A 24,919-nucleotide genomic window follows, 5' to 3' on the forward strand; every position below is an offset into this window, starting at 1 on the left:
CAGCGGCGATTTGCGACCACGGTGGCGGAGAAAGATCGGCGGGGTGGATGGGGAAGATTGGGGGCGAAGAATCCCCACCCCCGGGCAGCGCGGCAGGTTCAGGCCTTGCGTTTGTGCCGGAGCAGCCTGCGGTAGCCGCCTTCGATAAGGGCGGAGGCGCTCTCAATCAGCCCGATGACCGTGTCGCGGAGCGCGGATGTTCGCCAGGGCTCCGAGGCGATGCGCTCGGAACCGAACATGGCAATCGCGATTTCCCTGTAGCTGGCGCCGTTGCTGCGGCCATCGGCCGCCTGCATCATCTGGCGCATCCTCCGTCGCTGATAGGGTGTCACGCGCGCATCGTGCGGGACTGGTCCTGCGTTTGCGGCATGCCAGAGACGGAGAACGGCCTGAAGTCGGTCGGGTAGATCGCTGTCGAGGGGCAGAACTATGGAGGATGCGCTGCCAACGTCGCAGCCGGTCAGATACAAGACTTGCGCGTCGGTATAGGCCTCGTGGATCGCATACAGGCCCTCGGGGCCTTCGCGGCCGTCAGCAGGCGCGAGCGGAGGCGGCGACGACAGGAACGACGGCGCGGTGTCGATGAGCAGAACGGCCGGATTGACGAGCGGCGACCAGACGACCTGTTGTTCGAGTACGGAAAGGCTCGGTCGCGCCGGGAAATCGCAACCCCCATAGATGCTGGGCGTCATCGGTGTAGGGGTTTGTCTCCGCATTCATGGCGGCGAGTTCGGCGAAATGCTCCTGATAAGGTTCGGAGCGGCGCAGGCATTCCCAGGCAAGGCCCTCGACCGAGAGGCTGTCGTAGAACTCGTAACGATCGCTGTCGCTCCATTGGGATGTGTCTGGCCGCATCCTCCCCTCCTCGCTTTGACGGAACGGTCGAGTTGTTCAACGATTCCAGCATCATCCGCATGCGGGAAGATCGAGGGACGGCAATGAGCGATGCCGGTTTGGCATCGCTTCACGGCCCCGCCTGACGGGTCAGTGCCGCGGCGCCGATTGCCACAGGAGGTGGCGATATCCCGTTTGGGTCATCCATCTCGCCCGCGCCAGATGGCTGTCATGGACGCGGCGCGCGCGAGCCGGCTCGATGCGAGGGTCAATCCCGAACAGGACTTCCACCGCTTCGGTCCATTCGGCGCCGTCGGCGGCGGCGTCCAGGAGCCGCATGTAAAGCTTGATGTGCGTCTGGTCGTAGGCCGTCAGTTCCTCGGCATCGGGAGCATCATCCTCGAATGGCTCGATCATCGAGGACATACCGGCCGCCCCTGAGACAAAATAGCCGTCGGGTGAATGGCTTGCGAGCGGCTACAGGTTTTAGCTGACTGCGAAAGACGCGCTCGCGCGGGCCAAGTATTCCCCGACCCTTTACCGGCGTCCTTTTTCGTCGCGATCATGAACAAGCAGCACCCCCTGTCCGCGTTCGGTCGACAGGAGAACTATTCCAGCCGCTTCAAGGGCCCGGCGAACCTGATCGCGCGTAGTTTCGTAGACCTCGAGCCGGCTTTCGGATTCGAGGCGCTTGAGCGCGGTCAATGATACACGGGCCTTATCTGCGAGCGTCTCCTGCGTCCAACCCAGTAACGCGCGTGCGGCCCGCGACTGTCGGGAGGTGATCATGCATGATCACCTCCCATCGCGACCGGCGCGCATTCCAGAACTACGGCTATAATAGTCGTTCTGTTCCGATCTTCTATCTGAAATCGCAGATCCTGAGCCCGGCTTTGCGTGCGTCCTGGCTCAACGCTTCCGAATCGATTCGGCGGCAGCGGCCGGGGTGACGGCTTTCCTGCGAGCAGGGAGGAGGCCCCGACCTGTCGGCCGGGGCCTTGCGCGCCTTAGTCGCCGTTGCGGCGGTTGGGGCGGGACCAGATCAGGGAGTAACCCTCGCCGTCCTCGTCATCGAAGAGGTTGGCGTAGATCGGAGCGGTGAAGCTCGGATCGTCCAGCTTGAGGCCCAGATAGTCGCGGCCCTCGCCCGAGCGCTTGGACCAGGCGGCGCCGATCTCGGCGCGGCCGACCAGGACCCGGTGGCTGGGGGCATTCTCGCCGGTGGCGCGCTGGTCGGGGACGATGCGCACGCCCTTGGCCTGGACGCTGAGGGTGACGATTTCGCCGGTGAATTCGTTCGAGCCGGTCTTCTTGAAGGTGCCGATGGTCGCCATTTTAAGTCTCCGTTTTCCGTTTTCGAGCCCGCACCGTTGCGGCCTCGATGGCGATCGACAGGACGGAGACGATCGCTGGCGCACCCCCGCGCAGCAGGGGCTGGACAGCAAAGGAGGAACTTTCTTGTCACCGCGAGGAATGACGGTGCCTGCACCGGCAGGGGAAGAAAGTTGTGACGGCGCTGTTGCGCTGAAGCGGTCGAGGCGCAGCCGGTCTTCGGCCAGATCAGGCCATTGAAGAGGCCGATTGGAGCGGTTGAGAGTCGGGGCATGAAACGGAGACGATGGCGCCCCAGTGGTTCCAGGAAAGACAGACCCGGCCGGCATCACGGCCGGTCCGTCACCCTTCGTCCCAGGCCTTGCGCGGCCTTCCACACGAACGGTTCCACCGGCATTGCCCCCATTGCCGGGTTCAGGATCGGCAGGCGAGTGCCGGAGCTGACATCTTGCGCTCCCGTTACGGCCGCGCGCGGGCCTCACGCCGATCCGGGTCGTACACTCCGATACATCCCCACCTGCCTGCTGACGGGGATGGCCGGTGTCACGCTGCCCTGGCTGTCCGTCCAGCCGCCGCTATGCGTCGTCACGCGCGCGCAAGGTTCCGGTCCGCCGGGCCGGCGGCCGCCCATCCCGCGAGCCGGAGGAAAGCCGACACGCCCACGGCTATTGCGCCAATGATCGCGAATACGAACTGCCAGGTCTCGGACGGCATCGTGAGTTTGACGATGCCAAGCGTGGCATGGAACCCGGCGAGGACTGCGGGAGCGACAAAGACCAGGGCGATCAGCATGCGCGCCCAGAGCGGGCGGACGAGCATGAGCAGACCCTGCACAACGGCCAGGGTCAGCCCAGCCGCGAGGAGGCCGACGAGCCCTGCGCCGAGCCATCCCGCGCCTGTGCCATAGGCCCAAGTGCCGGCATTCACGCCGAGGAAGAACGGCAGCGCAAAGACCGCGACGTTGAACAGCAACCAGCACATCGTGCCGATGGCGGCAATGGAAACGAGGATGCCCAGAATGATCATGGTGGCGGCTCCGTGCAAAAGGTTGAACGGTTGCGCCTGCCACCACCTCCACGGCGCAAACGGGAATATAGCATGAACATGCGTGTCTCGGCGAGACGGAATGGCAGGTCCTTCGACATGAGAATGTTGGAGGGCAGCGCTCATGCGCTGCCCGTGCCGAAGCGATAGACCGGGATGCCCATCTTGCGGGCCTTGTCGGCCAGATTGTCCTGGATGCCGGTTCCGGGGAAGATGATGACGCCGATCGGCATGGTGGCGAGCATCTGGTCGTTGCGCTTGAATGGCGCGGCCTTGGCGTGTTTCGCCCAGTCGGGCTTGAACGCAACCTGCGGAATCTTGCGATTGTTGGCCCAGGTGGCGGCGATGCGTTCTGCGCCTTTCGGCGTTCCGCCGTGCAGGAGGACCATGTCCGGGTGTTTGGCATGGACCTGATCGAGCTTGTCCCAGATCAGCCGGTGGTCGGCCGTGTCCCCACCCGAGAAGGCGATCTTCGGCCCTGCGGGCACCAGCACCTCGTTGTCTGCCCTGCGCTTGGCGGCGAGGAAGTCGCGGCTGTCGATCATCGCCGCGGTCATCTGGCGGTGGTTGACCCGTGAGCCGGAGCGCGGCGACCAGGGCGTGCCGGTGGTGCGCAGGTAGATGTCGGCGGCGGTATCGCGGAAGAGCTCCATGCTGTCGCGGCGCTCGATGAGGCTCTGGCCGATGCCGATCAGGGTCTCGAGCTGGACGGATTTGACCTCCGAGCCATCCTGTTCCCGTTGAAGGCGTCTCTGCGCCTGCTCGTTGTCGTCCAGTTTGCGCTCGATCCGCTCGACGGCGCGGTGGAAGGTATTGACCGTGGACCACATGATCTCGTCGAGGTCGAAATCGAGGCTGGTGTCAACCATGCTGGAAATCAGGGCGTCGAAGATATCGGCGACAGCGGTCTGGATGACGTGATCCTCGGGGGTGATCCGGGGATCTTCCTCGTCCTCCGAGGGACGATAGCCATAGAGTTCGAGATCCTCGATGACGTGGCCCGTCGGGGAGGTGCTGTGATCGGGTTCGAGTTCGTCATGAGCGTGCATGGGATGCGTCCTTCGGCTGGACCGCGACCGTCGCGGCCTTCATGGCGACGACAAGCCCACGGGCGATCCGGTCCGGCAGCCCGAGCCCTGGCGAGGGCCTCGATGGCAAAGCCGGACTATTTTGCCTCGCGCTGCAAAGCCCCGAAGGGGCGGCGGAAAATAGTCCGGCGCCGCCATTGCCGGGCCGGACCGTTTGTGGGCCGCTCGCCCTCTCGAAGGCCGAGGCGCGGTCCCCTGACCGTGATGGTGCAGTCCCATATGCCATGACAAGCCGGACCCCGCCCGATCACACCCCTTCCCGGCTATGCAGTGAGGACCATGAAGCGGCTGACGTCCTCGGGGGCGAGTTGTACCCGCACCTCCGCCCGAAGCGCAGTCAGCCCGCGCATGACGAGATCTTCGTTGATGTCCCCCAGCACGGGCGAGAGCGTGATCGCCTCGATCCCGGCCCCGCGTGCCCGGTCGACAAGGCTATCCCGCGCGCCGTCACCTGCCGGATCGTTGTCGCGGACGATATATAGCCTGCGCAAATCGGTCGGAAATAGGATGGCGGCGAGATGCCCGGCCGAGAGTGCGGACACCATCGGCATCGGGGGCATGGCCTGCCGCAGGGACAATATGGTCTCGATGCCCTCCCCCGCCGCCATGACATCCTGCGCCTCGCCAAAACGGACGGCATTGCCGAGCAGGTCGCCCATCGCCTTGCGCGGCGGATCGATGGGCGCCTTGGCCGAGCCGTCACGGGCGAGCCAGGTCCGGTGCGCGCCGGTGACCTTGCCATTGAGGTCGGTGACCGCGGCGATCATCGCAGGCCAGGTCTCGGTCGGACCATCGCCCTCGGGCCGCCAGTAGCAGTTCGGATGGAACCGAAGATTTGCGACTCCGCGTAAATCCGTAATGCCGCGCTTGCGCAAATACGCTTCTGCGACGCTGCCCGTGATCGGCCGGGTCATGCGCCAGAGCCTGCGCGCGGCCTCGGACGAACCCGATGGCGCCGTCGGCCTTCGCGGCCGGCCTGTATACGGCCCCGGCTCCGGACGGGGCAGGCTGAGGAACCGTCGGGCCTCCTCGGCGACATCCGCGAAGTCGATCAGGCCGAGGGATTCCCGGATCACGTCGAGCAGGTCGCCATGCTCGCCGGTCGCCGGGTCGGTCCATTTCCCGGCGACACCCTTGGCGCTGTCATGCAAGCGTACGAACATCGAGCGCCCGGCGGTGTTGCGGACGTCACCGACTTGCCAGTAATTGCCCTGCTTGCGCCCGTTCGAGAGATAGAAGCGGCAGACCGCCTCGGCCTGACGGCCGAGACGCTGCGCGAGATCAGTGGCGTCGAGACGGGACATTACGCGGCCTCCCGCTCACCGATGCGCTCGACCGGGAAGCGGTCGAGGAGCCTGGCCGCAATCTCCGGCCCGGATGCGCCCACCGGCACGAAGAAGCGCAGCTTCCACGAGATGATCTCGCTGAAGAGGCCATAGGCGCGCAGGCGCTCCCGCATCGACTCGGTGAAGCCCGAAAGCTCGATGCGGTTCGCACCCATCACGCGGGCGCAGCGCAGCTGCAATCCTTCGGCGAGATCGAAGACCGTGCGGCCTTCCAGCAGTGCGGCATAAACCGCATCGGGCGTCAGACCAGCGGGGACACCGCTGGTCGAGGCGCTGGCGGCCCATGCGGGAGAGACGCGGCGGCCGATGATCCGTTCGCCCTCATCGGTCTGAAGGCGATAGACGCGGGAAGACTCCTGCGGCAGGCGCTTCCAGATCGGCAGCAGCAGACCTGTCACCATATGCAGCGTGCTGTCGGTAAACTCCGGCACCTCGGCGAGTTCGGCCCTCCAGGCCGCGCCGAATGTCTCCCGGTCGACCTCGACCCAATGGGTCTCGCCCATCATGCGTAGGGGGACGTTGTGCGCCTCCATCGGCCGGATCAGCCGGACGCGCCGTTCGATCTCGCCATCGTCCAGCATGACGCTGGTGGTGGGGATCTGGACAGCGGCACGGCCGGAACGCTCATTGACCAGCAGCTTCGCGCGGGGATCGTCAAGTTCGGCCGTCGCTGCATCCAGCGTGACCGGCCGGTTACGCTTGCGCTCGGCAATGGTCAGGAGCCGGGTCTCGGCGCCGGTCGCCGGATGGGTGTAGATTACCTGCCGGTCGGTGACGGTGAAGCTCTCGGCGCGCAGGGTTTCCAGCCCCATATCATAGGCGCCCGAGGCGATGGCCCCGTCGATCCTGGCCTCAAGCAACTGCTCGAAGGCCGAGAACAGGATGCCCTGGAGTTCGATTGTCAGTGCCAGCAGACGGTTGAGGAAGGTGGTGATCGGTGGCAGGTCATCCTTGAGACCATTGCTGTCCATCAGCTTGAGACCGGTGGCAGATTCAAACCGCTCCAGCGGGCAACCCTCCACCTTGCCGCGCACGACCAGCAGATAGAGCTGGCGCAAGGCGTCGCGGGCATAGCTGGATTCCAGATTGTCCTCGGGCCGGAACAGGCCTTGCCCGCCGGTCTGGCGCTGGCCGCGCGTGATGGCGCCCAGCGTATCGAGACGTCGAGCAATGGTGCTGAGGAAACGCTTCTCGGCCTTCACATCCGTTGCGACGGGCCGGAAGAGCGGCGGCTGCGCCTGATTGGTGCGGTTGGTGCGACCCAGCCCCTGAATGGCGGCATCGGCCTTCCAGCCGGGTTCCAGCAGATAGTGAACGCGCAGGCGCTGGTTCCTGGCCGAGAGTTCGGCGTGATAGCTGCGCCCGGTTCCGCCCGTGTCCGAGAAGACCAGGATGCGCTTCTGGTCATCCATGAACGCCGAGGTTTCGGCAAGATTGGCGGAGGGAGCGCGGCTCTCGACAGCGAGGCGTGCTGCCGGACCTTCGCCTCGGCGCACGATCCGCCGCGAGCGTCCCGTCACCTCGGCGACCATGTCGGTCCCGAAATGCTGCACGATCTGGTCGAGCGCGCCGGGAACGGGCGGCAGGCTGGCGAGCTGCTCGATCATCTCGTCGCGCCGGGCCACGGCCTCGCGGCTTTCGACCGACTGGCCATCGCGAAAGACCGGGCGCGACGACAGATTGCCCTCGCCATCGGTGAAGGGTTCGTAGAGCTGCACCGGGAAGGAATGGGCGAGGTAATCGAGAACGTATTCCCGCGGCGTGATGTCCACGCGGACGTCGCTCCATTCCTCGGTCGGCAGTTCGGACAATCTCCGCTCCATCAGCGCCTCGCCGGTCGAGACGATCTGGATGACGGCGGCATGGCCCGCCTCCAGATCCTCCGTGATCTGCCGGATCAGGGTCGGCGTCTTCATGCTGGTCAGCAGATGGCCGAAGAAGCGCTGCTTCGCGCTCTCGAAGGCGGAGCGTGCGACAGACTTCGCCTGCGGGTTCAGCGTGCCCTCGCTGCCGGTGATATTGGCGGCCTCCATCGCCGCATCGAGATTGTTGTGAATGACGGCGAATGCTCCGGCGTAGGCATCGTAGATGCGGCATTGCTCGCCCGTGAGCTGGTGCTCGACCAGTTCGTATTCGACGCCATCATAGGAGAGCGACCGTGCGGTATAGAGGCCGAGCGCCCGCAGGTCGCGGGCCAGAACCTCCATGGCCGCCACGCCCCCGGCCTCGATCGCCTCGACGAATTCGGCGCGGGTCGCAAACGGAAAATCCTCGCCACCCCAGAGGCCGAGCCGCTGTGCGTAGGCGAGGTTGTGGACCGTCGTGGCGCCGGTCGCCGAGACATAGACCACGCGCGCGTCCGGCAGGGCGTGCTGAAGCCGCAGGCCCGCGCGTCCCTGCTGCGAGGCGGCGACGTCGCCGCGTTCTCCCTTGCCGCCGCCGGCATTCTGCATGGCATGGCTTTCGTCGAAAATGATGACTCCATCGAAATCGGAGCCCAACCAATCCACGATCTGCCGCACCCGCGAAACCTTCTCGCCGCGGTCGTCGGACCGTAGCGTAGCGTAGGTGGAAAATAGGACGCCTTCGGTGAGCGTGATCTGCTTGCCCTGGGCGAATCGCGAGAGTGGTGTGATCAGCAGCCGCTCCATGCCGAGTGCCGACCAGTCGCGCTGTGCGTCCTCGATCAGCTTGTCGGATTTGGAGATCCAGACGGCCTTGCGGCGACCGCGCAGCCAGTTGTCGAGGATGATGCCGGCAGACTGACGCCCCTTGCCCGCGCCGGTGCCATCGCCGAGCATGAAACCCCGGCGGAAGCGCACCGCGCCTGCCGCATCCTCGGGCGCCGCGCTGACATTGTCGTAGGTCGCGTCGACGGTCCAGGCCCCCGCCAGATAGTCGGCATGGGCCTCGCCCGCATAGATCACCGTCTCGAGCTGAGCATCGGACAGGCGCTCATGGATGTCGACGGGCAGCATTGGCCGATAGGACGGGCGGGGCGGTGCAACCGAGGCCATGGCGGCGGATTGCACCAGCTTGGTCGGATGCGGCTGCGCACCGGGAATCCGCAGGGATTGCAGCGCATATTCCTCGTAGATGGCGTCCGACAGCCGCGCCCCTTCAGGCGGCGACCAGTCGAGCGCCTCGTAGGTCAGCTCCACGCCGTCAGGATCGCTGGCCGGGTCCGCGACAGGACGCATCGCAGCCGAGCGGGTGAGATAACCGCGCACGGTCTTCGGCGCGGCGGTCGAGGCAGAAACGGCAACCTTCGGCAATGCGACCGGCAGGCGCGGCGGCACCTGGGTCTCGACCCAGTGCAGCAGCGTCGCGACATCCGGGGCCGTGCCCGGCGAGGCCTGGAAGAGCGACGGATCCTCGGCGGGCAGCTTGTCGATGACGGTCAGCCGCGTGTCGATACTGGTGCCGTGCCTGGCATAGACTGCGCCGTCGACAGTCGCGGTGAACATCACCCGCCCGCGTTCCTGCAATCGAGCAAACGCTTCGCGCCAGGCAGGCACGTCAGGGCCGAAGTTCGCGCCCGTGATCGCGACCAGTCGGCCACCGGGGACAAGCCGGTTGAGCGCCGAGGCGACGTGCCGATAAGCCGCATCGGCCATGCGCCCGGTGACATTGGCCATGACCGAGAACGGTGGATTCATCAGCACCACGGATGGGACGGCAGCAGGCGCGAGGTGATCGTCGATCTGGGCGGCATCGAACCGGGTAACGGGATTGGCTGGAAAGAGGGAGGACAGCAAATCGGCGCGGGTCTCGGTCAGTTCATTGAGGATCAGCGATCCGCCGGCAGTCTGCGCCAGGATCGCCATCAGCCCGGTGCCGGCCGAAGGCTCCAATACCACATCATCCGGCGTGATCGCGGCCGCACTCAGCGCCGCGAAGCCCAGCGGGACCGGTGTGCTGAACTGCTGGAAATTCTGGCTTTCTTCCGAGCGCCGCGTATGCGTCGGCAGTAACCCGGCGATCTTCGTGAGCGCGTCGAGCCGTGCAGCCGGAGACGCGGTTTTACGGAAAAGCGCGTTGCCGTATTTGCGCAGGAACAGGACGGTCGCGACCTCGCAGGCGTCATAGGCCGCCTTCCAGCCCCAGGCGCCGGTGGCGTCGGAGCCTCGACAAGCGGTTTCCATGGCGGCGCGCAGGACGATCGCATCGATGCGCCGGCCGTGTTCGAGATGGGGGAGCAGGAGATTGGCGGCGGCCAGGATAGCCGACGCAGGGGCAAGCGGCGCGACCGGACCGGCCGCGGGGGAAGCCATGTTCATGAGAGGGGACCTCGGGAGAGCGGGAACGGGAGAGCCCGGCCAGCGCTCTCTCGACCGCCCGGACTCGCCCCGTCCCGGCAGGCCTCTCACTCTGAGTATCGCGACATACAAAAAGCGCCCCGACCAGACGGTCGGGCGCTTCTCGATCAACCGAAGCGGCGACCTGCCTCGGTGAAGGTGTAGTCGTTTGCGAGAATGGTTTCGTCGACGGCCTTGTCGGACGAGAGACAGTCATATTCCCGTTCGACCTGGCGATAGAGCCAGCGGGCAAGATCGCGCAGCACCTCGATCACCGCATCTTCGGCATCGGCCGTCATGTCCTGCCAGACCGGGCCGTCGCGCTCGACCGAGATCACCATGCAGTATTCGTGATAGTAGTGCCCGCGATGGGCAATCTCGGCGCGAAGTTGGTAAAAGTTGCGCCGCTGGATCGCTTGAAATGCATCTGCGATCTGGTGCAGGGCGCCATCCTGCGGGGCATAGTCCCGGATGCGTTTCGCCGCACCCTTCGCATAGGACCAGAAGCCTTCGTAGCAGGCCCCGTCCCCTTGCGACCAGAAACCCCGGAACCAGATGCACGGTTCCTGCCGCGTGCCCCCACCATAGAGACGAACGGGCCGGGTCTTGAGGGAAATGCCGAGGATTTCCGCGATCCGCTGGAAATCCTCATAGACGGCATCATACCAGTCGTAGTCAAAGCCGCCCTCGCGATACCAGGCGCGAGCCTTCTCCTTCGCAGCGTCGGAAAGCTCGTCGAGACGATAGACGGTGGTTTCGATGATCTCAGGCATGAGCGTCACCTCCGTCCAGCACGGTGGCGAGCCAGCCATCGGTATAGATCCAGTCCACTGTCTCGCCGGTGGCGAGGTCGAGCACATGCGCTCCGCCCCCGAAGCCATCGAGACGCGGCTTCGAACAGGTGTTGGCGTATTGCATGCCCCATCGCCCGGTCAGGCCGAACTCGGCCGCGCAGCGCTTGACGAACTGGATGACATGCTCGGGATCGCCAGTGCCGTCATCGCGCATCCAGAGATGCGAGCCGCCATGCTCGGGCTGGATCGACAACGTGAACCCATCCGAGGGCGGATCCTCGCCGGCGTTCTCGTCAGACAGGGCATTGTAGAGTTCGAGCGCGCAGGTGGCGTTCTCGGGGGTGCCCACATCGAGCAGGCAGGAGAAATGCGTGTAATAGTCAGCCATGACGGCCTCCGGACATGACAAGGCCCGACGCGAGACCGGGCCGAATGGATGGGAATGGATGGAAGATCAGGCGGCCCGCGGCAGGCTGAGCAGCTCGGCGGCGGTCTCCCGCCAGAACGGATCGACGAGCCGCGCCTCGAGCAGGCTGGCGCGGTAGCGCAGGTCGCGCGCCGATCCGTGCTCCCCGTGCCCTGACGCGGCGAAAGCCATGCCGCGCAGACGGCTGGCCTCGGTCACGATGCGGCGGGCCTCGGCGTCGGACGCGACCGGCTGGCGCCAGAGGATGATCCCGGCGCGGATTTCACCGGCGAGCACCAGACCGTATTCGCTGTCCTGAATGACCGCGATGCGCGGCCGGAAGCGCAGCGCATCGTCGCGACCTGCGTGGATGTCGCCGCGCGACACGCGCAGAATGGCGAGGTCCATGGCCTCTTCGGGCGACGGGCATTCACCAAGCAGGAGGGTGCGATCGAAACCATCGGCATCGTCGCCACCGTCATCGTTGACCGTGCCGAGGCAGGTGACGCGCAGCGGCAGCCTCTCGGCGCGGCAAAGCGCCGGAAGCACATCGGCGGCAAGAATCTGGCCGATGGAGCGGAAGGTATCATGGCGGGAAAGGGTCATCGGGATCACTCCGCGACGGGCGGCGGAGGCCTCTCCTCCACCTTTTAACCCGTCACGGCCAAACCGGCCCGCACTCTCCCTCTCATCGCCGCGGGCCTTGACCTTGGCGCCACCCCCGGCGATGGGTGATCATCGCCAGGCGGAAGGCCCGGGACGCGCTTCCGCGGCCCGGGCCGTCGAGGATGAGGCGCTTTCGCGCCTCATCCGAAGGGATCGAGCTCCAGCTTCACCATTTCCTCATCGCCATCGAACTCATTGGCGGGCATGGCGCCGTGGGTGCCGTCCCCCGCCTCGAACACGACGATCGAGACCATCAGCGTGGCGGCGAGGCTGGCGGCGAAGGCGGTGGCATCTGCATAGGACATGGGTTCCGGCTCCTGTCTTGGAGGCGGGGGACCATCCCCCGCGCGACAGGCGCCCGAAGTGTCTGACCGTATCTGCACTCACGCTCGCGCGTTCGGGTTCCCCCGAATCCGCGAGGGCGGCACGCGCAGCGTCAAGCCGACCCCTTGGGGTTGAATGCAAAGAAGCGGATCAGACCAAGGTTTGCGAATGGAAGCGGGGGGTGGTGCCTTGCATCTGACCGGATGCCCGAGACCCGTCGCAGATGCCTCGTCCCGCCCGCCTTGCTGGCGCGCTGGCCGAAAATTCGTGTTCGTACGGGGCCGGACGGCAACCGTCACCCATGACATCGATGGCTAATGGCGAAGCTGGAGCCCGGTCCATCACTGCCGGCAAAGCGATAACCGGCGGCGCCACATGGGGGCGGAACCAGCCTTGCCGCTCAGTCCCAGAGCCCATCGGCGATTTCGCGCGCGATCATGGCGCGGGCCTTCATCATCACCTCGTCGCCCGACGTGTCGACATGGCCGAAAAACCGCGCCCTGGCGCCATGCGCGGTCCAGTCGGCGTAGCGGCAATATTCGCGGGCATCGAGGCGGAACGCCCGCATGTCCTCGGCCCAATGGGGCTTGGGCTCCACCACCACGGTGACGCCGTCGCGCGTCTCCTCCCAGGGCAGCGAGCGCTCGGCCGGGGGATTGCCGACGTCGTGGCGGAAGATCTCGTCGATATCGATCAATCCGGTCATTGGGGCTCTCCAATGCAAAGCCCGGTCACGAGGACCGGGCGGATTGTGGGGGATGGTCGTGGTCAGGCTGCCCCTGGGCCGGACCCCGGATGCGGTGGACCGCTTGCGTCCGGCTCACTGTCAGCCGCAGCGGCGAAGGGGTCGACCAGCTTGTGAATCGGCTGGGCGCGGCCCATCCAGGGCTGGGGCCGGATCGAACGCACCCAATCGGCAAAGCTCGGAATGAAGCCGAGATCCTCCAGCACATGCTGTTCGCCGATCAATCGGACGGGGACGACGCGGCCGGTCAAGACGGTGATGGTCGGCCCGAAGACCCGCTCCAGTTCGAATATGCCCTGGGCATGATGGCGCAGAGCCCGATGCCGGAAGTCGGCGGTGATCTCCTTCGATTCATCGAACCACTGATGCAGCGGCAGATAGTCCTCCGCGGCGCCACCCCATTTGCGCGCCGAGGACAGCGCGTGATGATAACAATGTCCCATTGCCGCCTCCCTCAGAACTGATGCGTGAAGTTTTCGGTGGCGGTGTAGCGCTCGTTGTAGTCGAGCGTGATCGCATGCGCCGCCACATCGAAGGTGATGTCGCCATAGGCGCCGTCGGAGTTTTCCCAGCCGCAATGCGTCCGCTCCAGCACGTCATAGGCCAGGCTTTCGATGGCCGTCGCTATCGCGATGATGGATCGGTCCGGCTCGGATTGGCCCCAGACGGCTTGCGCGATCTCGATCGTGCCCTCGGGCATCGGGATGGCATCGTCGCCAGACCGGACCTCGACATTCTCGATCTGACCGGAATCGCCATAGCCGTCGAAGGTCACGACGACATGCGTGACGCCCGCGGATGCGAGGGCATCGAGCAGCACGCCCTTGTTGAGGTTGAACAGTTCGGCCTCGAGCTGGGCACGAAGGGCATCCAGCGTCCTCCACTCGGCGAGCGCCGAGCTGGTGTCAGGCGCGGCTTCGGTATCGTCGGTCATCGTTAGCTCCTGAAGAAAAAGCGCCGGGCGCGGTGGCCGGGCGGATGGAAAATCGAGAGGGAAGATGCGGGGCGGCCGGAGCCGCCCCGCATGCGGAGGTCATTCAGCGGCGACCATGTGCTGCTCCTCCTCCTCGGCGAGGTCTTCATCCTCGCTATCGCCTGCCAGGAACTCTGGCAGTTCGTCGGCCTCGACATCGGCGGAGGCCATAGCGTCTGTCTCCGCGCCGGGGTCGATCATGCGCAGCGGCTCGGGCAGCCAGCCGGTTTCCGCGAGCAGGCGCTCGGCCTCCTTGGCCATGTCACCCTTCTTCAGGTGGTCGATCAGCTCGGCTGCCCGTTCGCCCGCCCCCTCGCGCACGGCTTCGAGAATGCGAGGCTTGGTCACGCGGCCGAGATAATTCTCCACTGTCGGACGCCAGCCAGCCGCCACCATATCGAGCCCGGTGGCGCGCGCCAGCCTGTCGGCCTGCGCCAGCCTCACCTCGAGGCCGTGCTGGCTGACTCCCATGCCGCCATAGGGGTTCGGCTTCTCGTAGAGCGCGTTGACGCCGAAGCTCACGCAATGGGCGAGAAGCTCCATGCGGGAGCCGTCGTCAAGATCGGCCAGCCAGTCCCAGAGCGCCGCGTCATCTGCGGGGATATGATCGCCCCAGCGTTCGTGCCGTTCTGCCACCGCCCGCGCCGAGGCGCTGTCGCGCAGATCCTCGGCCTGCGCCGGGAAATGCACATCGCGGACCTGGGCCTCGATGCAACCCCGCGTGGAATGCGGGAGGAATGTGTCCGTGACCAGCCGGTGCAAAAGCGCGGTCATGGCGACATGGGGGTTCGTCGCCACGGCATCGCGCAAGGCGAGCGTGCGATGCGCGGTGAGCTCGCTGACCAGGCGGTCGGGAAGCGGCCGGATCGTCTCGACCTCATCCTCCTCCTCGTCTGTTTCGGTGGGGGATCCGCCAACCGTAATCACGGCGCGCTGGACGCCAGCCGGCTGATCGTCCTCGGTCGCCGTGCCCGCAGCGTCAGCGCCATCGCCGCCCTCGGGCTCGGCCGTCGCCTCGTCCCCGGGCCGGACATAGCCACGCTCGACCAGCAGCGTTCCATCGGAGTCGATGCTGACGAAGGCCCCGGCCCGGGCCATCTGCTCGGGCGCATAGGTCATGGGACGGTGATCGAAGGTCTCCAGCGCCTCTTCGATCTCACCGAGGCGCTGGTCGACCTCGTCGGGCAGCTCGTCGGCCTCGGAATATTCGGCCTCGAGCCGGTCGTATTCGTCGCGCAGCGCTTCGCGGGTCGCGCGTTCCTCCTCGGTCAGATTGACCGTGGTGCCGACGAGTTCCCGCAATCCGTGGTCATGACCATAGGGAAAGGTCACGGCGATCTCGATCCATTTCCAGCCCTCGGCCGCGACGGTCTCGGCCTCGGCCTTGAGCTTCTCGGTGACGAGACGGTCGAGCAGGACGGCGTCCTGCAGCCAGCCGCCATCGTCGGACTGGAAGAGATCGCGGAGCACATAGCCGCCAGCCTCTTCATAGGCCGCGATGCCGACGAATGCCGCCCGCTTGTCCGAGGCCCTGACCGTGGTCTCGGTCATCAGGCGACGGATGTAATAGGGCTCCTTCTGCCAGCCGTCCTTGATCGCCTCCCAGACCTGCTCCTGGCGCGCATGATCCTCCGAGACGGTGAACGCCATGAGCTGTTCGAGGGTCATGCCGTCCTCGGCATAGATGTCGAGCAGCGCGGGAGAGACCGATGCCAGGCGCAGGCGCTGCTTCACGACCTTGACGTCGACGAAGAAGGCCGCCGCGATTTCCTCCTCGGTCATGCCCTTCTCGCCCATGGCCTGGAAGGCGCGGAACTGGTCGAGCGGATGCAGCGGCGCGCGCTCGATATTCTCGGCGAGCGACACCTCGTCTATCAGGATGCCGGCGCCGGCCTCCGACACGACACAGGGCACCGGGGCGGTCTTGTTGAGCCGCTTCTGCTTCACCAGCAGTTCCAGCGCCCGGTAGCGGCGGCCGCCGGCAGGCACCTCGAACATGCCGGTTTCCTTCCCCTCGGCATCGACCACCGGCCGGACATGCAGCGACTGGATCAGGCCGCGCCGGGCGATGGACTCGGCCAGTTCCTCGACCGAAATACCGGCCTTGACCCGCCGGACATTCGCCTGGGAGAGCACCAGCTTGTTGAAGGGGATGTCGCGCGAGGACGACAGGGTGATCTTCTGAACGGCAGTGGCCATGTTCTTCACTCCATGACGGACGCCGGGGAGCCTCTCTCTCCGGCAACCAGCCCGTCGCGAACTCCCCATCCCTCCTTTCACTCTCCCGGCCCCGCGCCGGCGCAATTCCCATGACCATCAGATCTCGCCTCGGGCGCGCAGGCTGGTCTCCCGGCCGGCGCCAGTGATGATGTGGTCATGCAGCGTCACACCCAGAGCCGCGCAGGCCTTCTGGATCTCCCTCGTCATCGCGAGATCGGCGGCCGAGGGCTCGGGATCACCGGCCGGGTGATTGTGGATGATGATCAGCGCGGAGGCGTTGAGCGCCAGGCTCCGCCGCAGCACTTCCCGGGGATAGACCGGGACGTGATCGATCGTGCCGATGGCGAGGCATTCGTCCGAGATGAGCCGGTTCTTCCGGTCGAGATAGAGGACATGGAAGCGCTCCACCTCGCCGCGGATCGTGAGGGCGCAATAGTCCAGAACCGCCTGCCAGGAGGACAGGACCGGGTTCTGGCTGAGGTGGCGCAGCAGGATCTGGCGGGCTTCATAGACGACAGCCTGCTCCTGGGCCGAGAACCGGAGAGGCTGCGGGTCGATGGCGGGTTTCCTCAGATGTCGCGTCATGTTCGTATTCCCCGACGGGCAGCCGGCCGGGTGCCGGGACTTTCACCGCGTCACGGCGAGAAGCGCCGCCCTCTGCCTCGGAGAGAGCGGCGCGGGATCGCAATGCCGGAGAGCCGGAGATCAGGCTTTCCGGGTTTCCGTATCGGCGGGTTCCAGGGTCGATCCGGCGCTGTCGCGGGCGCGGCTGTAGAGAACGCGCTCGGCCGCGCGGATGCCGCCGGCGGTCCCGGCCGCGTCTGCCCAGACCGAGATCGGGAAATCGCCGGTGAAGAGCAGGTCGCGCTCGATGCCCATACCGAAGGGCAGCCGGATCGATTCAAGCTCGCTGAAGCTCCAGCTTCCGATTTCGGGACAGCCGATATCGGCCAGGCCGAACATGAGGTCACCGTCCTCATCGAGTTCGGTCGCGAGCCAGACGCCCTCGCCGAAGGGATTGAAGAATTTGACGACGGGGACGTGATCGGCGCCGCGCTGCCGGCCATTGGCGAGGAGCTGCGCACGCTGGGTACGGGTCAGGAGGATCATGCCGCCACCCTCCGCTCGGTCGAGGCCGCAACCGATTCAGCGCCGTCCTCGTCGGGCAGATGCGCGAGCAGCCAGTCGGCCGCCTTGCTCGCCTGCGAAGCGGCGCGGACGATGGCGCGGTTATCCTCGCGCAGCACCTCCAGCCAGGAGCCGATGTAGTCGGCGTGGCGCACGGTCGGCACGATGCCGAGCGAGGCGCAGCAGAAGGCCGCGTTCATCTCGGCGACCAGCTCCTCGAAGGCGTATTTCTTCGTGCCGAAGCTGCCCGAAAAATCCCGCCCCAAGCGCGAGGCATGGCCTGTGGCATGCCCCATCTCGTGGAGCGCCGTCCTGTGCCAGTTGATCGGCTCGAAATAGGCGGCCGGAGGCGGCACCTGCACGTAGTCGAGCGCCGGAACATAGAAGGCGCGATCCCCGCCGATGCGGAAATCGATCCCGGTCGCCTCGATCAGCGCCTCGACCTTCGGCTCGATCATGCCGGGCGGCGGTGGCGGGGCCTCGAAGGCGATGTCCTCGGGCAGGCCCTCGCATTGCGCCGCGTTGAACACGGTGAAGCGCTTCAGGAACGGAATGCTGCTGGCTTCTTCGCCCGACTCCTGGGCGCGGCGCTTCTCGTCCTCCGGCGTGAAGCGGTCGGCGTAGACGACGGTGGTGCCGCGCTCGCCCTTGCGGACATTTCCGCCCAGCGAGAGTGCTTGCCGGAAGGTGAGCCAATGCTGGGTCGGATAGCCGTGCTGGACCACTGCGCCCCAGAGGATGAGGACATTGATCCCGGAATATTGCCGCGCGGTCGCGGCATTCCTCGGCATGGCGAGCGGCGCCTTCGCCGCCGCCGTCCCCCAGGGTTGGACCCAGGGCAGCCGCCCTTCCTCCAGCTCGGCGATGATCTTGTCGGTGATGTCGTCATAGAGATTGCTGCGGGCGCCGCCTGGGCGAGCGCGGTCCTTTCTGGCCATCGGGATGATCTCCGCGACGGGCGCCGGAGGCCACTCCTCCAGCCCTCAACCCGTCACGGAAAACCCGTCCGCACTCTCCCTCTCAGGGGGCGTTGCGGGGTCTCCCCGCTGAAGGGGGTGCGCCGGCAACGATAGTGCCGGCCAGGGGGAAGGCCTTCCCCCTTCAGGCCCACGGCAAGATGCGCGTTTATTCGCGGGAACAATAAAACGAGCCCGCGCGAAGGAAGAATCAGAAGCGAATAGCCGTCGCCGGTGTTGGCGTCTGCCGGTATGATGAGGTGAGTTTGGCGCTCAGGCTTGGAAAACTAATGACGCAGCATGACCAGCACATCGCCGCGTGGCGGGATGCTTTTCGCGACGAGACAACGGGCATCCACAGAACCATTCAGGATCTGCTCTGGAACTACGCCGCCTTTCGCACGACGGTTCGGATCGTCCGTCTTGCAAATGAGAAGAGAGGCTCGAGACCCCCGCTTAACCAGATGATGTTCAATCTCGTTTCCGAGGGATACTGGTCAAGCCTGCTTCTCGGCACTCGCCGACTTCTCGATAAGGCCCCGATAAAAGGCCCCAAGGGAGTTTACTCGATCCGATCTGTCGTCAACGACGTGAAAGCGAGCCAAAACTGGTTGACCAGGAGAATCTACGTCGAGAAAGTGCTTGACGCGCAATACGATCTCGATCGCCTGCATCAAGAACAACATGACCACCTCGTCGCCGCGAAGGGGCGTCCGGTGTGGGGCGATCCAGAGCTCATGAAAAGTGAGGCCGCGCATCGGCATTTCGATGTTTTGAGCGGCGTTTCTGCGTCAGAGCGTAACCCGAGCAATCTGATCTCGGACACGGTCTTCGAGAAGATCGAAACTCGGCTTGCCCGCCTTGATCGAATTGCCGAGCACGTTAACTCGCATGTTGCTCATGCCGGGAACAAGCAAAGTCGGCAGGACAGGGAGCTTGGTGATTTCGACATTCGCGATGCTGAAAAGACTCTCAGGCAGTTGAAGGAAATCGCGGATCTGGTCGGAGTGTGGTTCGCCAACGAAGGCGGTGCGGGCCTCGCCACATATCTCGGTGACCAATTCGAGGGCCTCGATCATCCTGTTGTAGACACCGCCGACCTTGCCGACCTTGCAGAACAATGGCGATTGATCGATAGAGAAATCGCAGAATGGTCGATCGGGCCAGAAGATCTGTGATCCCCGAGAGGCAAGCCGATTCCTTGGTTCGAACCGATACCGCCTTCTGTCAAAGCCACCGGCTTTACCGGAAATCCCGCGCCTTCACCCTGATGCCGCCGGCCACCGGCCCCTGCTTCTCGGCCGCAGCCGCCTCGCGCTGCCCGACAGTCGCCAGATCCCGCGACAGATCGACGATCCGATGGGCGACAAGATGCACGACCTCGCCCTCGCGCTGAACGCGGCCCCTCACGGCGATCATGCTCGATGAGAGAATGACCCGCCGATAGCGCTCGAAGACCTTTTGCCACACGACGAGATTGGCGATGCCGGTCTCGTCCTCGAGCGTGACGAACATGACGCCATTAGCCGAGCCGGGGCGTTGGCGCACCAGGACGATCCCTGCCGCCTCCAGCCAGCGCCGGTCGCGCGCCGCCATCGCCTCGGCGCAGCTGACGATCCGGCGCTTCGCCAGGTCCTCGCGCAGGAAGGAGACCGGATGGCGGCGCAGCGACAGGCCGATATGCCCGTAATCCTCGACCACCTCGCGACCGGCGGGCATCGCTCTCAGCGCGATCGCAGGCTCGTCGAGTTCCGGAACGGTCCGCCCCTCACGGTCCGAGGCGGCGGCGAAGAGCGGCAGTTCCTCGTCGCGCAGCCCCTTGATGGCCCATTGCGCCTCGCGCCGGGCGAGGCCGAAAGCCGGACGGAATCCATCGGCCGCGGCGATCTGATCGAGCGCCGCGACGGGAACGCCGGCCCGCCGCCAGAGATCGGCGATCGAGGTGAAATTCTCATCGCCCCGCGCCGCCACGATGGCGGCGGCATGGGCATTGGCGAGGCCCTTGACCATTCGCAGTCCAAGACGGACCGCGAGACGGCTTTCGTCGCCGGTCGGCTCCAGCGTGCAATCCCAGCGGGAGGCATTGATGCAGACCGGGCGGACCTCCACCCCATGCTCGCGCGCGTCGCGCACGATCTGGGCCGGCGCATAAAAGCCCATGGGCTGGGCGTTGAGGAGCGCGGCGCAGAAGACATCCGGATGCCAGCATTTGAGCCAGGCCGAGGCATAGGCGATCAGAGCGAAGCTCGCCGCATGGCTTTCCGGAAAACCATAGGAGCCGAAGCCTTCGAGCTGCTGGAAGGTCCGGGCAGCGAACTCCTCCTCATAGCCGCGCGCGATCATCCCCGAGATCAGCCGGTCGCGGAACTTCGAAACCCCGCCGGTATGCTTGAAGGTGGCCATGCTCTTGCGCAGGAGATCGGCCTCGCCGGCGGTGAAGCCCGCGCATTCGATGGCGACGCGCATCGCCTGTTCCTGGAACAGCGGCACGCCGAGCGTCTTTCCCAGCACCTTCTCCAGCTCGGGCCGGGGATAGTCGACCTCTTCCAGGCCCTCGCGCCGGCGCAGATAGGGATGAACCATATCGCCCTGGATCGGCCCCGGCCGCACGATCGCGACCTGCACCACCAAGTCGTAATAGGTCCGGGGCTTCAGGCGCGGCAGCATGGACATCTGCGCCCGGCTCTCGATCTGGAAGGTGCCGAGCGTGTCGGCCTTGCGGATCATCGCATAGGTGCGCGGATCCTCGGCCGGGATCGACGCCAGATCGAGTCGGATATCCTTGTGCTCGGCCAGGAGATCGAGCCCCCGGCGCATGCAGCTCAGCATGCCGAGCGCCAGGACATCGACCTTCATGAAACGCAGCGCGTCGATATCGTCCTTGTCCCATTCGATGATCTGGCGCCCCTCCATCGCCGCAGGCTCGATGGGCACGAGATCGTCGAGCCGGTCATGGGTCAGCACGAACCCGCCCGGATGCTGCGACAAATGCCGGGGCGCGCCGCGAAGCTGGGCCGCCAGTTCGAGCGTCAGGCGCAACCGGCGATCCTCCGGGTTGAGGTTGAGATCGCGGAGCTGCTGCTCGGTCACGCCGGCCTCGGACCAGCCCCAGAGCTGGCCGGACAGCGTCTGGATCAGGTCTTCGGGAAGCCCCAAGGCCTTGCCGACGTCCCGCAGCGCGCCCTTGGAGCGGTAGCGGATGACGGTCGCGGTAAGAGCCGCGCGCTCGCGGCCGTAATGCTCATAGACCCACTGAATCACTTCCTCGCGCCGCTCATGCTCAAAATCCACATCGATGTCGGGCGGCTCCCGGCGCTCCTCGGAGACGAAGCGCTCGAAGAGAAGATCGTTGCGGCCGGGATCGATCGCGGTGATGCCGAGCACATAGCAGACGGCGGAGTTCGCCGCCGATCCGCGCCCCTGGCAGAGGATGCCGCGCGACCGGGCGAAGCGGACGATGCTGTTCACCGTCAGGAAGTAGGGCGCGTATTCGAGCTTGCCGATCAGGGCCAGCTCATGCTCCAGCGCGGCGGTCACCTCGTCGGGGACACCCTCGGGATAGCGGTGTGCGGCGCCCTCCCAGGTCAGCCGTGCCAGGGTTTCCTGCGGGCTCAGCGCCGGATCGTCGCGCTCTTCGGGATACTGATAGCGCAGCTCGTCGAGCGAGAAGCGGCAGCGATCCGCGATCTCACGCGTCCGGGCCAGTGCCTCGGGCCAGCGCGCGAAGAGCCGGTGCATTTCGGCGGGCGGCTTCAGATAACGGTCGGCATGGCGCTCGCGCCGGGTGCCGAGCGCATCGACAGTGACATTGTGCCGGATCGCGGTGACGACATCCTGCAGAATGCGGCGTCCGGGCTCATGGAAGAGCACGTCATTGGTCACGACGGTGGGCACGCCGAGGCGCGCGGCGAGCGTCGACAGCTCCCAGATGCGCATCTGGTCATTGGGGCGCCGCCGCAGCGTCAGGCCGAGATAGGCGCGGGTCCCGAAGGCATCGTGCAGGCGCCTCAGACGCAGACCGCAGGTCTCGTCGGCAAGGTCCGGCGCCAGGACCGCGATCAAACCCTCGCCATAGGCGACCAGATCGTCCCAATCGAGATGGCAGCGCGCCTTGCCCGCCCGCCCCTTGCCCAGCGAGAGCAGGCGGCAGAGCCGTGACCAGGCCGCCCGGTCGGTCGGATAGACCAGCACCGACATGCCGCAGACGAGATCGAGGCGGCAGCCGACGATCAGCCGCACGCCCGCCTCCTTCGCCGCCTCATGGGCGCGGACGATACCGGCCAGCGTGTTGCGATCGGTCACGGCGAGCGCCTCGATCCCCATCGCGGCCGCCGCGGCGAAGAGCTCCTCGGCCGATGAGGCGCCGCGCAGGAAGGAAAAATGCGACGTCACCTGCAATTCGGCGTAGGCGGGCGCGCTCATCCGAATATCCCGTGCAGGAACCACCGATGCGAGCCGGTGCCCGCATCCTCGCCATCGCCGGAGCGGAAGATCCAGAAGCGTTCGCCGGCATCGTCCTCGACCCGGAAATAGTCCCGCACCGCGATCAGTTCGGCATCGCGTTTCCACCATTCCCCGAAGATGCGCTCGGGGCCGTCGGCCCGGCGGACACGTCGGCGCACGCCCTTCCAGGAGAACCAGTTCGGCGGATGGTCCGGCAGGAGCGCCATGGTCTCGATCGGCTCCGGCCGGGCGAGGAGCCGCGACGGGCGCGGCCAATGGTCGGGCCAGCCCGCACCCGCATCCTCGGCAAGCGCTGGCAGGCGGCAGACCGAGCGTTCGGGCACATCGCTCGCCACCGGCGCGAAGCGATAGACCGCCCGCGCGCCGACCCGGTTCGCCAGCGTGTCGATCAGGCCGGAGAGATCCGGTGCCCCCTCCTCGATCAGGCTGCTGGCCGCCTGTTTCAAGGCCAGCGGCTCGGCCAGGGTGGCGGTCAGCGACATGATCTCGATGCCGAAGCCCGGCGCGATGGTCTCGATCTTGTCGCAGAGAAGCCGGGTCAGGCGCGCGGGATTCCGCACCGGCATGGCCAGGCCAATGCGCACCGCCTCGACCCGGTTGTCGACGCGGTGGCAGAGCAGGTCGAGACGGCGCGCGCCGAGGCCCCGCGTTTCGAGCGCCTCGCAGAGCGCCATAACCAGTTTGCCGATATAGCGCGCGATGGTCTCGGCGGCGCCGATCGGTTCGGCGAAGACGCGGCGGACGGAGACCAGCTCCTCCGGTCGGATCGGCTCGATGGGTTCGGCGACCGCACCCAGGGCCTGATCGAGACGCCGGCAGAGCTCCAGCCCGAAACGCCGGGTCAAGGGCGCGCGCGGCTGCCCGACCAGGTCGCCGATGCGGACAAAGCCGAGATCGTACAGACCCGTTGCGATCGCGGGCGGCAGGCGCAGGGCTTGCAGCGGAAGCGGCGTGAGGATCGGAACGGTTTCGCCGGGCGGGGCAACAAACAGCGGATCGGCCGCATGGCGCGCCAGCGCATGGGCCGCGCCCCAGCTATCGGCGATGGCGGCGCGGGCGGTGACGCCGGACATGACAAGTCGCCCGGTCAGCGCCTCCAGCATGGCCGCCTCACCGCCATGCAGATGGGTAGCGCCGGTCGCGTCGATGACAATCCCGTCCGGAGCGTCAACGGCGACGATCGGCGAGAAGCGTTGCAGCACCCAGAGCGCGAGACGTTCGAGGCTGTCCAGGTCGGCCCGCGGATCGGCGGGCTCGATATGGAGGCCGGGCACCATCGCCTGGGCCTTGGTGACGGGCATGCCGGGACGCAGGCCGAGCGCCCGCGCGGCCGGATCGGCCGCCGTCACCACCCGGCGGTTCTTCTCCCTTCCGGCAATGACCAGCGGCGCCTCACCGGGCGGCGCTGCGTCGCCCGCCTTCCGCCGCAACCGGTCTGTCGGCCAGTTCGGCAGGAAGACGGAGATGACCCGAGCCATCGCACGCCTCCAGTTCGATATCGAGACATTCGCCCGCCCGCGCCCGGATCAGCTCGACCAGCCAGCGCGGCCGCCCGACGCCGGGAACCGGAAGGGGCGAGGACGGCAGCGCCGAGATCCGCCAGCGGGTCATCGCCGCCGTCGGCTGCCCGAAATCGCTGGCCTCCGCCTGCCGCCGCCAACGGCGCAGCGCGATGCAAATCGTCGCCGAGCCTTTCGCGGCCAGATGCAGCCGCCGCGAGGCGGTCATCGGCAGGCGCGCGACGTCGCCGACGACCGCCCCCAGCCCGCCATGCCGCAGCCCTTCCTCCATACAGGCCAGAACGGCCTTGTCGTCTCCGGCTTCGACGAAGATCACCCGGCCGGGCCGCAGTCCGGCCTGCTCCAGCCCCGGTGCGAAGAGATCCTGGAGTGCCACGCACCAGAGCACCTGGCCGGTAGTGCGGGCGGCGATCCCGGCTGTGAAACAGGCCGCAGCCGCGCCATCCACCGCCCCGTTGCCGCCTCCGGCGACTTCATGGAGGCATCCGAGCTCCAGCCCGCCACCGGGCAGCTTGCGATCCAGCGGCGCGATCCCGAAGGGCAGCACCTCGTGCGGACGCGCGCCATCGCCTTCGAGGCGCGCTATGCGCGCCCGGAGGTCGGCAATGGCTGGGCTGTCTGCACGGCTGGGCATATGAGGATGGCGTCTCCGGGGCTTTGCACTGGTCGATTCCGTTGCTATGTTCTTTATTTGTTCTCTTGTGGGTCGAGAGTCAATCTCGGCCACCCCGGAAGTGATCGACGGAGCACGATGGCCTAAGGTGGCGTAGAGGATTCGCAA

25 protein-coding genes are annotated in these 24,919 nt (G+C 66.4%); 2 read left to right on the forward strand and 23 right to left on the reverse strand.

The window, feature by feature from the left end:
• Positions 1-98: 98 nt before the first annotated feature.
• The 4 genes from E4P09_RS26570 to E4P09_RS15000 form a co-directional block, all read right to left on the reverse strand.
• Positions 99-470 (reverse strand): DUF2285 domain-containing protein, encoded by a 372-nt coding sequence (locus E4P09_RS26570; RefSeq protein WP_239025215.1) that lies wholly within the window; start codon positions 468-470, stop codon positions 99-101.
• Between the two features lie 61 nt (positions 471-531).
• Positions 532-855, reverse strand: coding sequence for a transcriptional regulator domain-containing protein (locus E4P09_RS26575; RefSeq protein ID WP_239025216.1), 324 nt, complete (start codon positions 853-855; stop codon positions 532-534).
• Between the two features lie 129 nt (positions 856-984).
• Positions 985-1,260 (reverse strand): DNA -binding domain-containing protein, encoded by a 276-nt coding sequence (locus E4P09_RS14995; RefSeq protein ID WP_137390449.1) that lies wholly within the window; start codon positions 1,258-1,260, stop codon positions 985-987.
• Between the two features lie 111 nt (positions 1,261-1,371).
• Positions 1,372-1,623 (reverse strand): helix-turn-helix domain-containing protein, encoded by a 252-nt coding sequence (locus E4P09_RS15000; protein WP_107815998.1) that lies wholly within the window; start codon positions 1,621-1,623, stop codon positions 1,372-1,374.
• 2 nt (positions 1,624-1,625) lie between these two features.
• On the opposite strand from E4P09_RS15000, the gene E4P09_RS26030 reads away from it, so the two are divergent.
• Positions 1,626-1,784, forward strand: coding sequence for a hypothetical protein (locus tag E4P09_RS26030; RefSeq protein ID WP_170984455.1), 159 nt, complete (start codon positions 1,626-1,628; stop codon positions 1,782-1,784).
• 57 nt (positions 1,785-1,841) lie between these two features.
• Here the strand turns inward: E4P09_RS26030 and E4P09_RS15005 are convergent, their stop codons facing one another.
• The 16 genes from E4P09_RS15005 to E4P09_RS15085 form a co-directional block, all read right to left on the reverse strand.
• Positions 1,842-2,168, reverse strand: coding sequence for a DUF736 domain-containing protein (locus tag E4P09_RS15005; protein WP_137390450.1), 327 nt, complete (start codon positions 2,166-2,168; stop codon positions 1,842-1,844).
• A gap of 583 nt (positions 2,169-2,751) precedes the next feature.
• The gene (locus tag E4P09_RS15015; RefSeq protein WP_137390451.1) at positions 2,752-3,192 is read right to left on the reverse strand and encodes a hypothetical protein; all 441 of its coding nucleotides are present in this window, start codon (positions 3,190-3,192) and stop codon (positions 2,752-2,754) included.
• Between the two features lie 140 nt (positions 3,193-3,332).
• Positions 3,333-4,259 (reverse strand): DUF2493 domain-containing protein, encoded by a 927-nt coding sequence (locus E4P09_RS15020; RefSeq protein WP_137390452.1) that lies wholly within the window; start codon positions 4,257-4,259, stop codon positions 3,333-3,335.
• A gap of 302 nt (positions 4,260-4,561) precedes the next feature.
• A complete protein-coding gene (locus E4P09_RS15025; RefSeq protein ID WP_137390453.1) occupies positions 4,562-5,602 on the reverse strand; it encodes a DUF7146 domain-containing protein in 1,041 nt (346 codons plus the stop codon).
• A complete protein-coding gene (locus tag E4P09_RS15030) occupies positions 5,602-9,924 on the reverse strand; it encodes a strawberry notch family protein (protein WP_137390454.1) in 4,323 nt (1,440 codons plus the stop codon). Before E4P09_RS15030 ends, E4P09_RS15025 begins: the two co-directional genes overlap by 1 nt.
• A 146-nt stretch (positions 9,925-10,070) precedes the next feature.
• Positions 10,071-10,715, reverse strand: coding sequence for an antitoxin of toxin-antitoxin stability system (locus E4P09_RS15035; protein WP_137390455.1), 645 nt, complete (start codon positions 10,713-10,715; stop codon positions 10,071-10,073).
• A complete protein-coding gene (locus E4P09_RS15040; protein ID WP_137390456.1) occupies positions 10,708-11,124 on the reverse strand; it encodes a hypothetical protein in 417 nt (138 codons plus the stop codon). The genes E4P09_RS15035 and E4P09_RS15040 overlap by 8 nt, the downstream gene beginning before the upstream one ends.
• A gap of 66 nt (positions 11,125-11,190) precedes the next feature.
• Positions 11,191-11,748, reverse strand: coding sequence for a hypothetical protein (locus tag E4P09_RS15045; RefSeq protein WP_137390457.1), 558 nt, complete (start codon positions 11,746-11,748; stop codon positions 11,191-11,193).
• Positions 11,749-11,948: 200 nt separating this feature from the next.
• Positions 11,949-12,113 carry a hypothetical protein gene (locus tag E4P09_RS15050; protein WP_137390458.1) on the reverse strand — a complete coding sequence of 55 codons (165 nt, stop codon included), beginning with the start codon at positions 12,111-12,113 and terminating at the stop codon, positions 11,949-11,951.
• Positions 12,114-12,532: 419 nt separating this feature from the next.
• Positions 12,533-12,838 (reverse strand): hypothetical protein, encoded by a 306-nt coding sequence (locus tag E4P09_RS15055; protein ID WP_137390459.1) that lies wholly within the window; start codon positions 12,836-12,838, stop codon positions 12,533-12,535.
• A 62-nt stretch (positions 12,839-12,900) separates the two neighbouring features.
• Positions 12,901-13,320, reverse strand: a complete 420-nt coding sequence (locus E4P09_RS15060; protein WP_137390460.1) for a DUF6915 family protein — start codon at positions 13,318-13,320, stop codon at positions 12,901-12,903.
• Between the two features lie 11 nt (positions 13,321-13,331).
• Positions 13,332-13,811: a DUF6878 family protein gene (locus E4P09_RS15065; RefSeq protein WP_137390461.1), complete on the reverse strand. Its 480-nt coding sequence runs from the start codon at positions 13,809-13,811 to the stop codon at positions 13,332-13,334.
• A 99-nt stretch (positions 13,812-13,910) separates the two neighbouring features.
• Entirely contained in the window at positions 13,911-16,049 is a 2,139-nt protein-coding gene (locus E4P09_RS15070; RefSeq protein WP_137390462.1) for a ParB/RepB/Spo0J family partition protein, read from the reverse strand.
• Between the two features lie 117 nt (positions 16,050-16,166).
• A complete protein-coding gene (gene radC / locus E4P09_RS15075) occupies positions 16,167-16,655 on the reverse strand; it encodes a RadC family protein (protein WP_137390463.1) in 489 nt (162 codons plus the stop codon).
• 120 nt (positions 16,656-16,775) lie between these two features.
• A complete protein-coding gene (locus E4P09_RS15080) occupies positions 16,776-17,180 on the reverse strand; it encodes a DUF2958 domain-containing protein (RefSeq protein WP_137390464.1) in 405 nt (134 codons plus the stop codon).
• Positions 17,177-18,136: an ArdC family protein gene (locus E4P09_RS15085; RefSeq protein WP_137390465.1), complete on the reverse strand. Its 960-nt coding sequence runs from the start codon at positions 18,134-18,136 to the stop codon at positions 17,177-17,179. The genes E4P09_RS15080 and E4P09_RS15085 overlap by 4 nt, the downstream gene beginning before the upstream one ends.
• 308 nt (positions 18,137-18,444) lie before the next feature.
• On the opposite strand from E4P09_RS15085, the gene E4P09_RS15090 reads away from it, so the two are divergent.
• Positions 18,445-19,332: an AbiU2 domain-containing protein gene (locus E4P09_RS15090; RefSeq protein ID WP_205042135.1), complete on the forward strand. Its 888-nt coding sequence runs from the start codon at positions 18,445-18,447 to the stop codon at positions 19,330-19,332.
• A 64-nt stretch (positions 19,333-19,396) separates the two neighbouring features.
• On the opposite strand, the gene E4P09_RS15095 is transcribed toward E4P09_RS15090, so the two are convergent.
• Genes E4P09_RS15095 through E4P09_RS15105 form a run of 3 tightly spaced genes read right to left on the reverse strand, consistent with a single transcriptional unit; the run spans position 19,397 to position 24,772 of the window.
• Positions 19,397-22,576, reverse strand: coding sequence for an error-prone DNA polymerase (locus E4P09_RS15095; RefSeq protein ID WP_137390467.1), 3,180 nt, complete (start codon positions 22,574-22,576; stop codon positions 19,397-19,399).
• The gene (locus E4P09_RS15100) at positions 22,573-24,096 is read right to left on the reverse strand and encodes a Y-family DNA polymerase (RefSeq protein WP_137390468.1); all 1,524 of its coding nucleotides are present in this window, start codon (positions 24,094-24,096) and stop codon (positions 22,573-22,575) included. The genes E4P09_RS15095 and E4P09_RS15100 overlap by 4 nt, the downstream gene beginning before the upstream one ends.
• Positions 24,011-24,772, reverse strand: coding sequence for an ImuA family protein (locus E4P09_RS15105; RefSeq protein ID WP_137390469.1), 762 nt, complete (start codon positions 24,770-24,772; stop codon positions 24,011-24,013). The genes E4P09_RS15100 and E4P09_RS15105 overlap by 86 nt, the downstream gene beginning before the upstream one ends.
• Positions 24,773-24,919: the final 147 nt, after the last annotated feature.

It is taken from the genome of Rhodoligotrophos defluvii (genome assembly GCF_005281615.1).
Lineage (GTDB): Bacteria > Pseudomonadota > Alphaproteobacteria > Rhizobiales > Im1 > Rhodoligotrophos > Rhodoligotrophos defluvii.